Here is a 14137-nt window from a genome sequence, read left to right as displayed (position 1 = left end):
TCAGGCCTCCTTCCGTTTGGTGCGACGGCCGAGCAGCCGCTCACGCGAGACACCCATCTTGTCGGGGCTCAACCCCGACAACTTGTGCCCCTCGCCGAAGAACTTGGTGCGACCCAGCAGCGTGACGACGGGCTTCGTAAAGAACACGACGAGCACCAGGTTGATGAATGTCGTCAGCCCCAGGGAGAAGGCGAAGCCCTGCACACCTCCGACGGCCAGCACGTACAGCACGATGGCGGACAAGATCTGCACGGCGTTTGCAACGAAGATGGTGCTTCGCGCCTTCTTCCACCCAGATTCCAGCGATGAGCGGAGACTACGGCCCTCGCGAATCTCGTCTCGTATTCGCTCGAAATAGATGATGAACGCATCGGCTGTCACGGCGATACCGACGATAGCGCCCGCAATCGCGGGCAGGCTCAAGGTGAAGCCAACGGCCGTGCCGAGCAGCGTCATCATGACGTAGGTGGTCACACCTGCGAGCCCAAGCGACAGCAGCACGACGAGCCCGAGACCCCGGTAGTAGAACAGGGCATACACTGCGACGATCGCGAGCCCCAAAGCACCGGCGATGAGGCCGACGCGCAGCTGCTCGCCGCCCAGCGTCGGGGACACGCTCTCTACCTGCGACGGCTCGAAGTTGAGCGGCAGCGAACCGAACTTCAACACGTTCGCGAGCTGCCCAGCCTCTTCAGGTGTGAACTGGCCCGTGATCTGTGCCTGCCCGTTCATGATGGTGATATTGACCCTCGCTGCGGAACGCACCTTGCCGTCGAGCACGATGGCGAACATGTTCGTCGGTTCGGGCTTGCTCACCAGCGCTTGCGTCATCTTCCCGAAACGCGAGGTGCCTTCGCTGTCGAACTCGAGCGAGACGGCCCAGCCAACATCGTTCTGGGGCACCTCAGCGCGCGCGTTCGTGACGCTCTTACCCTGCACCGCAACGGGGCCGAGCAGATACTTGGTGGTGCCGACGTCGTCGCACACCACCTGGGCTTGATCGAGCACGTCAGTGGGATCGTCGTTGCACTTGTACTCCTGGAACCCTTCGTTATCGTCGTTGCTGGGCTGGAACGCCAGCACCTGCTCGACGTCGAGCACCTGGCCCTTGTCACCTGCAGGGCGAGGCAGCGGGCTGACCTTGTCCTGCTCCTTCGAGCCTTCCTCAGTCGGCTGGACAGGGGCGGCCTTGAATACCTGCCGAAACTCCAGCTGCGCGGTGGCGCCGACGAGTTCCACCAGGTCTTCGCGGGAGACGTTCGGGGCAGAGACGATGATGTTGCGGTCGCCCATGGTGGTCACCGACGCCTCGCCGACGCCCATGCCGTCGACGCGCTGCTGGATGATGCCGACCGCGAGGTCGAGAGACTCTTGCGACACCGTCGGATTGGTCGCGGTGAGCGTGATTGTCATACCGCCTTGCAAGTCGAGCCCCAGCTTGGGGGCCCACGTCTTAGTGCCCGCCATGATGCCAAACAGGAGGCCGATGACGGCAAGGAGGCCGAGGATGGCAAGGCCTGGCCTCGAACGCTTACGTGCTGTGGTTGCCAAGTGAGTGCCTCACGAACTAGCGGTTAGCCTGCGGGTCGACCTCGTCGACGCCCGAGTCATCGGATTCCTCACGCCTGCCCAGCACGTTGTCGAGCTCCTCGTCAGTCGCGACGGCGGCGTCGAGGTCGGCTTCGTCATCGTCGTCTTCACCCTCATAGACAAACTCCTCGTCGTCTGCGGTGACGACCCGTGAGATGTGTCCCTTCACGACGGTGATCTCAACACCTGGCGCAACCTCAACAATCATCTGCTGCTCCCCGACATGGAGCACGGTGGCATAGATGCCGGAGGTCAGCAGCACGCGGGTACCAGGCTCAACGGCATTCACCATTTCCTGATGTTCTCGCATCCTCTTCTGCTGCGGACGAATCATGAGGAAGTACATGATGGCGCCAAAAATAACGATCATCAGCAGTAATTCGAGGCCAGGAGGCATGGATCAAACTTTCGTAGAGTCGGTCAGGAGTGGTTTGCGCGCAAACCATCGCTCACAATAGCTCAACCACTCCGGAAACGCCGCACCGCTAGCCACCAAACAGCGAATCAGGTGCGGTGCTGGGTGGTGCCATGCCCAGATGCGTGTACGCCGACGGGGTAGCTACCCTCCCGCGAGGGGTGCGCATCATGAAGCCTTGCCTGATCAGGAATGGCTCGGCCACCTCGGCGACCGTGTCGATTTCTTCCCCAACGCTGAGTGCAAGTGTGGACAGCCCGACGGGGCCTCCCCCGAATTTTTCCACGAGTGAACGCAGCACCGAACGGTCGAGCCTGTCGAGCCCCCGCTCGTCGACCTCGTAGAGTTCGAGCGCGGCGCGGGCCACATCGCGCTGCAGCCTCGCGTGGCCCTTGACCTGCCCGTAGTCGCGAACGCGTCGCAGCAGACGGTTCGCAATACGCGGCGTACCGCGACTGCGTGAGGCGATCTCCGTCGCAGCGTCCGATGCGAGATCTACCTCCAACTTGTTGGCCGAGACGGCGACGATGCCGGCGAGGGCGTCGTCTGCGTAGAAATCGAGCTGGGCGGTGAATCCGAAACGGTCACGCAGCGGGCCCGGCAGGAGGCCGGCCCTGGTGGTGGCTCCGACGAGTGTGAACTGCGGCAAGTCGATGGGAATGGCCGTAGCTCCTGGGCCCTTGCCCACCACCACGTCGACGCGGAAGTCTTCCATCGCGAGGTACAGCATTTCCTCGGCGGGTTTTGACAGGCGGTGGATCTCGTCGATGAAGAGCACCTCGTGTTCGTCGAGGCCCGAAAGGATTGCAGCGAGGTCGCCCGCGTGCTGGATCGCGGGCCCTGAGGTGATGCGCAGGGTCACGCCGAGTTCGTTGGCGATGATCATGGCGAGCGTGGTCTTGCCGAGTCCGGGCGGGCCGGAGAGCAGCACGTGATCGGGAGCGGTACCGCGGTGGCGGGCTGCGTCGAGCACCAGCCCGAGCTGTTCACGCACCCTCGGCTGGCCCTCGAACTCGGTGAGCATCTTAGGACGCAGTGCCGATTCGAAGTCGCGCTCCCCTACAGTGGCCTCGGGATCAACAGGCGACGGCTCAGTCATCGTTTGGCCAGCCTACTCAGCGCGGCGCGCATCAGTGTCGCGATGGGAACATTCGGGTCTTCCTCAACGAGAGGGGCGACATGTTCACACGCCGCCTGCGCCTCCTTCGACGACCAACCGAGACCTTCCAATCCCTCCGTGACTTGTTGCCTCCACAGCGCATCGTCGTGGACGGCCACCGGCGCGGCAGCGTCATCGTCGGAGAGCAGCGGCACCTTGTCTTTCAGCTCGAGGATGATCTTCTGCGCGCCCTTGGGCCCAATCCCAGGCACGGATGTGAGGCGCCTGGCATCTTCGGATGCGATCACCTGCCGCAGCTCACCTGGGTTGAAGACGCTCAACATGGCGGCAGCAACCTTGGGGCCGACCCCCGACGCGGTCTGCATCAGCTCGAAGGCGTCGCGTTCCGCCGGTGTGGCGAACCCCCACATGGTGAGCGAATCTTCCCTCACGACGAGACTCGTATGCACGGTGTGCACGTCTCCGATGCGTAGTGAAGCGGCGGTGTGTGCGTTCGTGTTGGCGCGGTAACCCACGCCGCCCACCTCGATAATGAACGACGTGGCCCCGGCGTAGGTCACTTGCCCGGTGAGCTGCGCGATCATCGTCTTCCTTTCGCAGCGGCCACAGCTGCCGCATATCGGTTCGTGAGTACCCCGCGCCAGCCATGCGTGATGGCGACGGCGAGTGCGTCCGCGGCGTCAGCCGGACGCGGGGGCGCCGAAAGTTTGAGAATGCGGGTGATCATGGCAGTGACTTGGGCTTTGTCCGCGCTGCCCGAACCCGTGACGGCGGCCTTCACCTCGCTGGGCGTGTGGTAGGTGACGTTGAGACCTGCGTGTTCGCCGACCAGCGACGCCACGCCCGCGGCCTGCATCGTATCCATCACCGAGTTGCGGTTGTGCTGGGCAAACACGCGCTCGATAGCCATGGCGTCGGGGCTGTGCTCGCGCACCCACTCGGTGATGCCGGTTTCGATCATGACCAGGCGTTTTGGCGTCGGCAGCTCGGCCGGGGTTCGCACGACGCCGACTGCGACGAAGGAAGCCCGCCCCACCGTCGCATCAACAACCCCGATCCCACACCTCGTGAGACCGGGGTCAATGCCGATGACTCGCACCGCGTCTACTCAGTCCTCGGCGTCGAGTTCGGCTTCCACTTCGGGAGCCAAGTCGATGTTCGTGTACACGTTTTGTACGTCGTCGGAATCTTCGAGCGCGTCAATGATGTTGAACACTTTCTTCGCGGTGTCTACGTCGGTGACGGTGGTGTCGAATGATGCGACGAACTGCACTTCGGCGGATTCGTATTCGTATCCTGCGGCTTCCACGGCCTTACGCACGTCGACGACATCATTGGGGTCGCTCATGGCTTCCCAGTTGTCACCGGCATCTTCGACTTCTTCGAGCCCGGCGTCGAGCGCGGCCTCCATCACGTCGTCCTCACTGAGCTCGCGTCCACCCTGCTGCTTAGCGATCGTGACGACGCCCTTGCGCGCAAACATGCGCTGCACCGAGCCGACGTCAGCCATGGTGCCGCCGTTGCGGGTGACACCCATGCGCACCTCAGTGGCGGAGCGGTTGCGGTTGTCGGTGAGGCACTCGATGAGGATGGCCACACCGGAAGGTCCATAGGCCTCATACATGATGTTCTCGTACGAAGCGCCCCCCGACTCGACACCGGAGCCACGCTTGACGGCGCGGTCGATGTTGTCGTTCGGTACCGACGACTTCTTCGCTTTCTGGATGGCGTCATACAGCGTCGGGTTTCCGCCGGGGTCACCACCGCCTGTGCGGGCTGCGACTTCGATGTTCTTGATCAGCTTGGCAAACAACTTGCCGCGCTTGGCATCAATGGCAGCCTTCTTGTGCTTGGTGGTGGCCCACTTGGAGTGACCTGACATTGGCACCCTTCCTTTCCAAAAGCGAACGTGCGTTCAAGTCTATAGGAGCTTTCGGAAAAGGCCGTTACCGCCAGATTCGCCGGCGTGCTCCATCGTTCCTGGGTTCGGCCTGGTCCCAGAGCCGACGCCACTTCGCCGCTCGGGGTGAGGCCGGTGCGTCGCCGCTGGTTCTCCGACGTTCCACGTCCCACCATGACAGCTCACCCTCGCCGACGAGATGTTCCACGCGGGCCTGCACCTCGTCGGTGACATCGTCGATGGAGCGGGTGGCCACGTGCACCGGCGCGCCGAATCGCACTGAAACTTTGGGTTTGTTGCGCAAGCGCAGCTTCAAGGTATCCGCGAGCCGGAACGAGCCGACTAGCCCGACAGGCACAATCGCGATGGAGTGCTGCTTCGCAAGTTCAGCAGCTGTAACGTCAAATTCCCCGACGAGCCGCTCGCCGATGGGTTCGCCGGAGAACACGACGACGTTACGTCCCTTGCTGAGCGCGTGGCTCGGGCGGCGGGTGGTCGGGCGCAGTGCGCGAGGCAGGGCGAGCGCGAGCACCTGCTGGTCGAGTGTGCCTGCTTCGTTGACCGCGAGCACAAATGGGGTTTCCAGTCCGACGAGCGCGTCTCCGCCCACGACTTCCACATCGAAGCGCGGCCACAGCGCGGCGAGCACACGGATCCGCCGGGCATAGTCGCGCGCGAGACGAAGGTTGTTGCCGGTGCGGCGTGGCTGCGAGGTTTGCGGAGCTTGACGGCGAAAGCCCATCGTCGCAAGGTCGCTAAACAGCGTGATCTTAGGACCTCGTCGGGGTTTGTGGCTGCGGGCCCACGATTTCAGCTGGCGAGTCATTGGACGTCTCCCAGCGGCAGCCCAGGGCCATGCAAGTATGTGACGACCGGGTGGCGTCCAACCTTGTCACTCGCGATCTCAAGCGCATCTGCGAAGGTGGTGGCTGCGCGATGCCCGAACAGATCTGCGGTGAGCCTATTGCCTCCCACCCAGATCACGTCTGCGTATTGCTCACTGGCTTCGCACACGCGGTACCAGTACTGGAACGTGCGCAGTGGATGGTCGGCGAACTGTTTGCGGTAGAGGTCGATGTACCACTGGTCAACACAGGCGGCTTGTTCGAACTCTCCCATCTCGGACGGGGTGAGGGTTTGTGGCAGCACTTTGGCAAAGAAGTCGGAGGCCGATGACTGCCGACGGTTGGAAAAGCGTGGTGTGAGTGGATGCATTGCGATGGCGACTCCGCCCTCGTGGGCGTACGGTTTGCCCATCGTTGCTCCGATTCGTCGAACCAGCGCGTGATGCGCTGCATTGATCGGGGAGCCGCATGCGTCTCCTTCGTCGAAGCTGCCTCCCCACACGGGCGTCACAACAACATCCGCTTGCTTGGGTAATTCGACGATGTTGGCTGCCACCCACACCGCTGCGGCTTCGGAGAACACCTTGTTCGGATGTCCACTGACGACATCGACGACGGCGTAGTCGGCAACTGGGGTGGCGTGGAGCCGTCGGCCGGCGAGCTTCGGCACGAGGGTTCCCAGCTGACGCACCGTCGCAAACGACAGACGATCAGCCAACGACCACTCCCATTCGCGCTGTCCCGCGAAGTGCAGCAGGCCAGGGAAGAATGGCTGGCCGAGTACTGCCTGGATGGCGAACACGTCGAGCGCTTCGAGCACCGCTGAGTGCACGTTGCGGGTGAAGCCGGCATCGCGTGTAGGCCCCCCGAGACGGCGTAGCGTGTCGACGTCGAGAATGCTGCTCGTGAATGGGCTGACGCTTCCCCGCCCAAACTGCGTGCCGATGGTGACCACCACATCAGATTGGGCGACACGGCGGTTGATCTTCACCGGATGCCCATCAACCTGGCCGATCTCTACCAGGTCGGTGGCGGTCACATCGTGGCTTTCGATGCGCCCGTCGGGCTGGAAGCTCGTTGCGACGCGGTCACCCAGCGCACGGGTGATGTCGAAGGCGCTCCAACGCTTGTGGAGGCCACCGGCGATCACAATGGCAACATCGTCAACGAGCTGTTTGGCGGCAACCTCCAGGACTCTCTCAAGGATGCTTTGGCGAATGTCGAAGCGCGTGCGCGGCCGGGGGCGTTCGTCATCTACCACCACGATGGTGAGCTTCGTACTCGCCTTAAGCCGAGTGGCGAACGCGACACCGTCATTGGGGGCTGCGAGCGCCGAGTCAATGAGGCTCGTCGGGTCGGCCGACGGAGTAGCTTCAGCGCCGTACACCACCTGCGTGCCCAGTCCGAGCTTGCTGAGCCCAAGCTGCTGGCCGGAAAGGGTGAGCAGGGCCGGGGTCTTCTCGTCGACCTCGATCACGAATCCAGGACGTGACATGGAAATCCTTTCTTACGCCTTGGGCATCTTCCAACGAGGGATGGGGCTGAGTGCAGGCCAGTCGACGAGCGACCAACCGCGCTGCTTGGCAGCACGCATGAGGCCGATGTCGGGGCTCACCACGACGGGGTATCCCACCGAGCTCAGCATGGGGAGGTCTACGTGCGAGTCGGCGTACGCATACGAGTGGTCGAGATCAACGCCGTGAAGAGCCGCGAAGTGCCTGAGCCACGCCGAGCGAGACTCACCGACCATCGGCGGGCCACTCAAGAATCCGGTGCACTTGCCATGCACATCCGTGGCGAGATCGGCAGCGACGATCACGTCGAACAAGCCTTCAAAGGGCCTGGTCAGCGGACGAATGACGCCAGTCATGAGGACCGTGGTGTGCCCGGCGTCGCGGTGCTCGCGTATGCGCCTGATCGCGTCGGGCGACATGCGGTCAAGAATCAGCGGCGCCAGACGTTCGTCGACGTACTGTTCCAGCGCCTCGAGATCTGCACCCTCGTAGCGGCGGTAGATCGAACGCAAGAACACTCCGCGGTCACGTCGCTCAGCACCCAGGTAGTTGGGCAGCGCCGTCACGAGCTTGGCGAGCTCCGCAACCCGTCCGAAGGCGGATAGTTCAGGCATCTTCGACCACAAGTATGTCTCGATGACGTTGGTGGCCATCACCGTGCCATCGAGGTCGAAGGCTGCAAGGACGGGCGTGTTCGACGGCTCGATATCGCGGAAGGTGGGCTGGCGATTTGCGCGGCGCTTTCGCCTGGCTGCGGCTCGCTTCTCCGGATCGCAGATGGAAGGCGCATGGACGTCTTGCATGTAGTGATTCCAGTCGAATGCAGCCGAGTCGAAGCCGAAGCGCTCCTTATCGTCGGGATGCAGCGAGTTGTGGAGCGCGAGCGTGCAGTCGTCAACGAAATGCAGTTCGGACTGCAGGTACTCGCCGTACAAAGTGAGGTACTTATTGAGGAAGTCGAGTTGCTTGCGCGACTGATCCACCTGCGCGGCCAGTTTGCGCACACCCTTGCTTCGTGGCGCGAAACTCAACAACTTGTCAGCAATCTTGGTTGCCTTGTCCCCCACCCACATCATCCGTTCGACGGGTTCAGCGCCCGGGAACTTCCACGTCGCAAGCGGCGTGGAGGCGGTGCCGTGGTTGTACGGATGCTCCTCGAAGTATGCGCGAACCTGCTCGTAAATGCCACGGAAGGTCAGGGGGTTCCTGGCTCCCGATGCGCAGTGATAGAACTCCGGCTGGCCCGCTTCGGGCTGAGTAGCACACACCGCGATGATGGTGTTCACCACGTAGTCACAAGGGATGATGTCGATGACCGCATCCGGTGATGCAGGGAACTCGGGTAGCTGCCCTCGTCCGTAGGCGAGGATGATGGGATCGGCCATCTTAAAGCCCTCGATCCAGCCGGGGTACGGATACCGCAGGGAGGATTCAACGATCGCCGGGCGCACGATGGAAACCTGAATGTCTTTACACATGTCAGCCACCACGCGCTCACCCATCGCCTTCGCGAATGTATACACGTCCGTCCAGCCAAGTGAGCGTGCGCGTTCCGTGCCCGCGGCCACGAGCTCCTTCTGCACCCATTCGATGCGCCGCCGCTCCGTGTCTTCTGACGTGGTGAGGTAGCCGGCCTGGCGGTGCAACGCCTCGGCCTGCTTGCGCAGTCTCGTGAGCTGTTCTGGAGACCGCGAAGCCGCCTCAAGGTGCTCTGCCATCTGCAGGGCAGCTTCGGTCTCAACCATGTAATCCACGTCGTGCGCGTGCGCCGTCTCCGGGATGGCACCGCGACGCCGGCCGGCGGTGTAGGCCGTCGAGATGTGGATGTAGTGCGGAATACGCTCGAGCTCGCCGTTGTCGTCGGTGACGGATTCGAGGAAGCGGGTGAGCAATGCCTGGGTGCCCAGCACGTTGGTTTTAAAGGCCTGGTCGATGGGCGGGTCGAACGACACATCGCCTGCGCAGTGGATGAGCACATCGATGTCACGCGGCAGTTGTGGAACGTTAGGTAGATCGCCGGGGATCACCTCGATGCGCTCCTCGAGGAGCGCATCGAGAGAGCCAGCACGCTCGACCACCTCAGCGAAGATCTGTTTGCCGAGCAGCTGCTTCACGCGGTCTTCCGCTGTGTGTGTGCCTTTCGGGCGCACCAAGACCGCGGTGCGCGTCTGGGGACAGTCGTTGAGGAACGCCCACAGCATCTGCTCACCGATGAATCCGGTGACACCCGTCATGGCGATCTTCTTGCCTGCGAGGAGATCTCTCAAACGCCCATCGAGCAGTGGGGGCACATGTCCGCGTTCGGCCACACCAAATGAAGCAGCAGGGTTACGCATGCGCATCTCCTTCAGCAACCGCGAGCGCCTCGGCAATCGTAAACCGCCCGACGTAGAGCGCAGTGCCGACAATGGCGCCCTCGATGCCAGCAGCGACGAGCTCGCGCAGCCGTCGGAGGTGGTCGAGGGTGGCGATGCCTCCAGACGCGACAACCTTCTTGCCCGACCGCCGAGCCACAGCGGCGAGCAGATCGAAGTTAGGGCCTGTGAGCATGCCGTCCGCCTCGACGTCGGTAACCACGAAACGCTCGCACCCAGCCGCCGCGAGTTGGTCGACGGTGTCCATCCATCGCCCGCCCTCGCGGGTCCATCCGCGAGCCGCCAGCCGCTCACCGCGCACGTCGAGCCCGATGGCGATGGCGTCGCGATGGGAAGCGATAATTTCTTCGCACCATTGCGGGTTCTCGAGCGCGGCGGTGCCGATGTTCACGCGCTTGCAGCCGGTGGCGAGCGCACGTTCAAGGCTGGCTTCGTCACGGATTCCGCCGGAGAGCTCCACATGGCAGTCAATCTGAGCGATGATGTCTGCGAGCAAGTCGGCGTTGGACCCACGACCGAAGGCGGCGTCCAGATCGACGAGGTGAATCCAGCGCGAACCGGCATCCACCCAGCGCTTCGCAGCCGCGAGCGGATCACCGAAGGTCTTTTCAGTTCCTGCTACACCCTGGACGAGCTGCACGGCCTGGCCGCCCTGCACATCGACGGCGGGCAATAAATCAAGCGTGTCCACGACGCCCAACTCTAGCCGATCTAAAGATTCGTCAACCCTAGGGAAACAGGACGTGGGTTGCGTGCGCGCTGCCTTCGGCAGCCCCTTCGTAGTGAGTTGGCACATCAGTAGGCGGCGAGCCAGTTCTTCAGCAGTTGTAGCCCGGCCACACCGGACTTCTCCGGGTGGAACTGGGTAGAGCACACCGGACCTTGTTCTACTGCGGCCACGAAACGCACGTCGCCATAACTTGCATACACCGCACCGCGCACGGCCTGCTGCACCGCGTAGGAGTGCACGAAGTAAAACCGCTCGTCACGCACCCCAGCGAAGAGCTTGGAACTCTCTCCAGCGGCAACCGTGTTCCAACCCATGTGTGGCAGCGGGGTGGCAGGCATTTTGCTCACCACACCTGTATAGATGCCGATGCCGTCGGTGGGTACGCCATGTTCCAGACCCGAGGAGAACAGCACCTGGTGTCCGACGCAGATGCCAAACAGCGGGCGTTCTTTCTGCACCCAGCCCCGTACATAGTCGAAGCCGCCTACTTCCGCCAGACGACGTGCACACTCGGCGAATGCGCCCACGCCAGGCACGACGAGCGCCTCGCACCGCCCCAGCTCTTCCAAGCGCCCGGTGACGACGACGTCGGCGCCGGCACGCTCGAACGCTTTCGCAGCGGAGTGTAGGTTGCCAGTGCCGTAATCGAGAATGCCAACCTTCTTGATCACAGCGCACCCTTCGTGCTCGGAATGCCCGGCGAGCGAGGGTCTGTTTCGATTGCTGCTCTCAGCGCCCGGGCCAGAGCCTTGAACTGGGCCTCGACGATGTGGTGGGGGTCACGCCCGGAGCGCAGATTCATGTGGAGGCACACGCCGGCGTTCAGAGCGAACGATTCAAAGACGTGCTGCGTCATGGACCCTGGGTACGCAACACCGGAACCTCCGATGCGGGCGTAGGCCTGCCCGTCGGGCTCACCCTCGCAGACCACGTACGGACGGCCTGCGACATCGACCACGCACTCAGCGACGGCCTCGTCGAGTGGCACCACTGCGTGCCCAAAGCGTCGGATGCCGGACTTGTCGCCCAGCGCCTCTGCCACGCACTTGCCGAGCACGATGGCTGTGTCTTCGACGGTGTGGTGTGCGTCGATGTGGAGATCGCCCTCCGCTTCCACGCTCAGGTCGATGAGTGAGTGCTTCGCGAGGGTGGTCAGCATGTGGTCGTAAAAGCCAACGCCGGTTGAGATGTTTGCGACGCCAGTGCCGTCGAGGTTGACGGTGACGGTGATGCGGGACTCACTCGTCGCGCGCGATTGGGTGCTTGTGCGTACCATGGTCATTCCTTTTCGGGGTTCAAATCGTCGAGCGCTCGCCGCAACGCTTGCATTTCTTCCGGCGTTCCAGCGGATGCCCGCAGATACCCGTCGGGCCCGGTCTCGCGAATAAGAACGCCACGCTCGAGCAAGCCTTGCCAGACGGCATGGCGATCCGGGAAGCGCCCGAACAGTGTGAAGTTCGCCACCGAATCGGCGACGCTGTAGCCCCTCCCCCGGGCCCACTGCTCGAAGTCTCGGGCTGATGCCGCCAGCTTGCGCACCTTGGCCAGCAACACGTCGGCGTGGCGAAGCGCAACGCGTGCGACGGCCTGCGTCTGAGCGCTGAGGTGATACGGCAGACGCACGACGCGGCACGCATCGACGATCTCCCGCGACGCGGCAAGGTAACCGACGCGGCCCCCAGCCAAGGCGAATGCCTTGCTCATCGTGCGCGAGACGATGAGGTTGGTGTGCGCGTCGAGCAAACCAACGGCCGAGGGTTCCGTCGAGAACTCCTGATATGCCTCATCAACCACGACGAGGGCATCGGTGCCGGCGCACACCTCGTCGATGACCTCGAGAGGAATGCCCGTGCCCGTGGGGTTGTTGGGACGGGCAAGGAGGACCATCGTCGCTTGGTGCTTGGCAGCGGCCTCGAGCACCAGTTCGGTGTCGACGGTGAAGTCGTCGCGGCGGGGCTCAGTGACGTAGCGGGTGAGGGTGTTGCGCGCGTACTCGGGATACATCGAGTACGTGGGCGTGAAGGTGAGTACCGTGCGCTCGGGACCGCCGAACGCGGTGCACAACTGCTGCATGATTTCGTTGGAGCCGTTCGCCGCCCAGACGCGCTCTGCGGTGAGCCCCGCATCGAGGTAGTTGGCGAGGTCAGTGCGCAGTGCCAGGGCGTCGCGATCCGGGTATCGGTTGAGGCGCAGCGCGGATTTCCGCACCGCTTCGCCCATCTCGTCGGCAATCTCGGGGGTGAGCCCGTACGGGTTTTCGTTCACATTCAGCACAACGGGAACGTCCAGGATGGGCGCGCCGTAGGGTTCTGCGCCTACTAGATCGGCTCGAAGCGGCAGGCTCATGCGTGCCTCCGAACGGTGATCGCTGCGGCATGCCCCGGCAAATGCTCAGCGAGGGCGAACTGTTCGACGCCCTCGGCGATCTCGGCGAGCGCTTCGCGCGAATAGTGGATGACATGCATCGACTTCATGAAGCTGCGCACGGTGAGCCCAGACGAGTGGCATGCACAGCCGGCGGTGGGAAGCACGTGCGTCGACCCGGCGGAATAATCACCCAACGAGACCGGCGAATGCTCGCCCACGAAAATGGCGCCCGCGTTGTGGATGCGCTTGGCGAGTGTGTCGGCCTCTGCAGTGTGAATCTCGAGGTGTTCTGCGGCGTAGTCGTCGGCCACCGCAACCGCTTGCTCGAGGCCACGTACCAGCACGATGGCGGACTGCGGCCCGCCCAGCGAGGTAGTGATGCGCTCCGCATGCAGTTGGCCTTCCACCTGGCGCTGCACCTCAACGCCGACAGCGTCGGCCAACGACTGTGAGGGCGTGATCAGCACAGAGGCGGCCATGGGGTCATGTTCAGCTTGTGAAATGAGATCAGCTGCAACGAAGGCTGGCTTGGCCGTGTCGTCAGCAATGATGGCGATCTCGGTGGGCCCTGCCTCTGAATCGATGCCGACGAGGCCACGCACGGCACGCTTGGCTGCAACGACGAAGATGTTGCCGGGTCCGGAGATGAGGTTCACAGGCTCGCACAGGCCGTCGACGCCGTGCGCGAACATCGCGATGGCTTGGGCACCGCCAACGGCGTACACCTCATCGACGCCGAGCATCGAGCACAACGCCAGCACGTTGGGGTGCGGGCATCCTCCAAACTCCGCCTGCGGTGGAGAGGCAACGGCGATCGCGCCCACGCCTGCCACTTGGGCGGGCACGACGTTCATGATGACGCTGGAAGCCAGCGGCGCGAGACCACCAGGAACGTAGAGGCCGACCCGCTGCATGGGGGCGCTGCGCAACCCCACGAGCGCGCCGGGCGCCAGCTCGACGGGTTCTGCCTCGGGGAAGCGTTCGAGGCGCTCCGCCACGGCTCGACGTCTCGTGATCGCCTCCTCGAAACTGCGGCGCAGCGTCGGATCCAGTTCCTGTTCAGCCTGCGTGAGCTGCTCAGCTGGCACGCGAACATGCTCCGGCACCACACGATCGAACCGCTCGGAGTATTCAAGTATCGCCGCCTCCCCGCGCGTGGCAACGTCGGCGATGATGGGTTGTACTTGCCCCACCGCCTGCTCGACGTTGAACTCAGCACGCGGCAAGAGCGCGCGGTATCCGTCTCGGGTCTCTCGCAGATCTACTACTCGAAGCACGCCA

General features: G+C 63.5%; 14 protein-coding genes. All 14 read right to left on the bottom strand.

What is annotated here, in order from left to right:
* The gene (gene secD, locus Q0X61_RS03790) at nucleotides 1–1467 is read right to left on the bottom strand and encodes a protein translocase subunit SecD (RefSeq protein ID WP_297740568.1); all 1467 of its coding nucleotides are present in this window, start codon (nucleotides 1465–1467) and stop codon (nucleotides 1–3) included.
* 100 nt (nucleotides 1468–1567) lie between these two features.
* Complete coding sequence (gene yajC, locus Q0X61_RS03785; RefSeq protein ID WP_297740502.1) at nucleotides 1568–1987, bottom strand: preprotein translocase subunit YajC; 420 nt, start codon at nucleotides 1985–1987, stop codon at nucleotides 1568–1570.
* A gap of 88 nt (nucleotides 1988–2075) precedes the next feature.
* On the bottom strand, nucleotides 2076–3104 hold the full coding sequence (gene ruvB / locus Q0X61_RS03780) for a Holliday junction branch migration DNA helicase RuvB (protein WP_297740500.1): 1029 nt from the start codon (nucleotides 3102–3104) through the stop codon (nucleotides 2076–2078).
* Nucleotides 3101–3709: a Holliday junction branch migration protein RuvA gene (gene ruvA, locus Q0X61_RS03775; RefSeq protein WP_297740498.1), complete on the bottom strand. Its 609-nt coding sequence runs from the start codon at nucleotides 3707–3709 to the stop codon at nucleotides 3101–3103. Before ruvA ends, ruvB begins: the two co-directional genes overlap by 4 nt.
* Complete coding sequence (gene ruvC, locus Q0X61_RS03770) at nucleotides 3706–4215, bottom strand: crossover junction endodeoxyribonuclease RuvC (RefSeq protein ID WP_297740566.1); 510 nt, start codon at nucleotides 4213–4215, stop codon at nucleotides 3706–3708. The genes ruvA and ruvC overlap by 4 nt, the downstream gene beginning before the upstream one ends.
* Nucleotides 4216–4233: 18 nt before the next feature.
* Nucleotides 4234–5007: a YebC/PmpR family DNA-binding transcriptional regulator gene (locus tag Q0X61_RS03765; protein WP_297740496.1), complete on the bottom strand. Its 774-nt coding sequence runs from the start codon at nucleotides 5005–5007 to the stop codon at nucleotides 4234–4236.
* A 64-nt stretch (nucleotides 5008–5071) separates the two neighbouring features.
* On the bottom strand, nucleotides 5072–5851 hold the full coding sequence (locus tag Q0X61_RS03760) for a hypothetical protein (protein WP_297740494.1): 780 nt from the start codon (nucleotides 5849–5851) through the stop codon (nucleotides 5072–5074).
* A complete protein-coding gene (locus tag Q0X61_RS03755) occupies nucleotides 5848–7365 on the bottom strand; it encodes a lactate racemase domain-containing protein (protein ID WP_297740492.1) in 1518 nt (505 codons plus the stop codon). The genes Q0X61_RS03760 and Q0X61_RS03755 overlap by 4 nt, the downstream gene beginning before the upstream one ends.
* A gap of 12 nt (nucleotides 7366–7377) precedes the next feature.
* Nucleotides 7378–9720: an HAD-IB family hydrolase gene (locus tag Q0X61_RS03750; RefSeq protein WP_367270699.1), complete on the bottom strand. Its 2343-nt coding sequence runs from the start codon at nucleotides 9718–9720 to the stop codon at nucleotides 7378–7380.
* Nucleotides 9713–10450 (bottom strand): bifunctional 1-(5-phosphoribosyl)-5-((5-phosphoribosylamino)methylideneamino)imidazole-4-carboxamide isomerase/phosphoribosylanthranilate isomerase PriA, encoded by a 738-nt coding sequence (gene priA, locus Q0X61_RS03745; RefSeq protein ID WP_297740488.1) that lies wholly within the window; start codon nucleotides 10448–10450, stop codon nucleotides 9713–9715. Before priA ends, Q0X61_RS03750 begins: the two co-directional genes overlap by 8 nt.
* Nucleotides 10451–10554: 104 nt before the next feature.
* Nucleotides 10555–11160 (bottom strand): imidazole glycerol phosphate synthase subunit HisH, encoded by a 606-nt coding sequence (gene hisH, locus Q0X61_RS03740; RefSeq protein ID WP_297740486.1) that lies wholly within the window; start codon nucleotides 11158–11160, stop codon nucleotides 10555–10557.
* Nucleotides 11157–11765: an imidazoleglycerol-phosphate dehydratase HisB gene (gene hisB, locus Q0X61_RS03735; RefSeq protein WP_297740484.1), complete on the bottom strand. Its 609-nt coding sequence runs from the start codon at nucleotides 11763–11765 to the stop codon at nucleotides 11157–11159. The genes hisH and hisB overlap by 4 nt, the downstream gene beginning before the upstream one ends.
* Before the next feature lie 2 nt (nucleotides 11766–11767).
* Nucleotides 11768–12835 carry a histidinol-phosphate transaminase gene (locus Q0X61_RS03730; protein WP_297740482.1) on the bottom strand — a complete coding sequence of 356 codons (1068 nt, stop codon included), beginning with the start codon at nucleotides 12833–12835 and terminating at the stop codon, nucleotides 11768–11770.
* Complete coding sequence (hisD, locus tag Q0X61_RS03725) at nucleotides 12832–14133, bottom strand: histidinol dehydrogenase (RefSeq protein WP_297740480.1); 1302 nt, start codon at nucleotides 14131–14133, stop codon at nucleotides 12832–12834. The genes Q0X61_RS03730 and hisD overlap by 4 nt, the downstream gene beginning before the upstream one ends.
* Nucleotides 14134–14137 lie beyond the last annotated feature (4 nt).

Origin of the sequence: uncultured Tessaracoccus sp., assembly GCF_947255005.1 — a bacterium.
Lineage (GTDB): Bacteria > Actinomycetota > Actinomycetes > Propionibacteriales > Propionibacteriaceae > Arachnia.
This window is presented reverse-complemented; position numbering and strand designations above follow the sequence as displayed.

Bases quoted from the DNA above. Each gene is read 5' to 3' on its own strand.
- ruvA (WP_297740498.1), bottom strand. From the start codon at position 3,709: ATGATCGCGCAGCTCACCGGGCAAGTGACCTACGCCGGGGCCACGTCG.
- hisB (WP_297740484.1), bottom strand. From the start codon at position 11,765: ATGGTACGCACAAGCACCCAATCGCGCGCGACGAGTGAGTCCCGCATC.
- Q0X61_RS03760 (WP_297740494.1), bottom strand. From the start codon at position 5,851: ATGACTCGCCAGCTGAAATCGTGGGCCCGCAGCCACAAACCCCGACGA.
- secD (WP_297740568.1), bottom strand. From the start codon at position 1,467: ATGGCGGGCACTAAGACGTGGGCCCCCAAGCTGGGGCTCGACTTGCAA.
- yajC (WP_297740502.1), bottom strand. From the start codon at position 1,987: ATGCCTCCTGGCCTCGAATTACTGCTGATGATCGTTATTTTTGGCGCC.
- Q0X61_RS03750 (WP_367270699.1), bottom strand. From the start codon at position 9,720: ATGCGTAACCCTGCTGCTTCATTTGGTGTGGCCGAACGCGGACATGTG.
- Q0X61_RS03755 (WP_297740492.1), bottom strand. From the start codon at position 7,365: ATGTCACGTCCTGGATTCGTGATCGAGGTCGACGAGAAGACCCCGGCC.
- Q0X61_RS03730 (WP_297740482.1), bottom strand. From the start codon at position 12,835: ATGAGCCTGCCGCTTCGAGCCGATCTAGTAGGCGCAGAACCCTACGGC.
- Q0X61_RS03765 (WP_297740496.1), bottom strand. From the start codon at position 5,007: ATGTCAGGTCACTCCAAGTGGGCCACCACCAAGCACAAGAAGGCTGCC.
- ruvB (WP_297740500.1), bottom strand. From the start codon at position 3,104: ATGACTGAGCCGTCGCCTGTTGATCCCGAGGCCACTGTAGGGGAGCGC.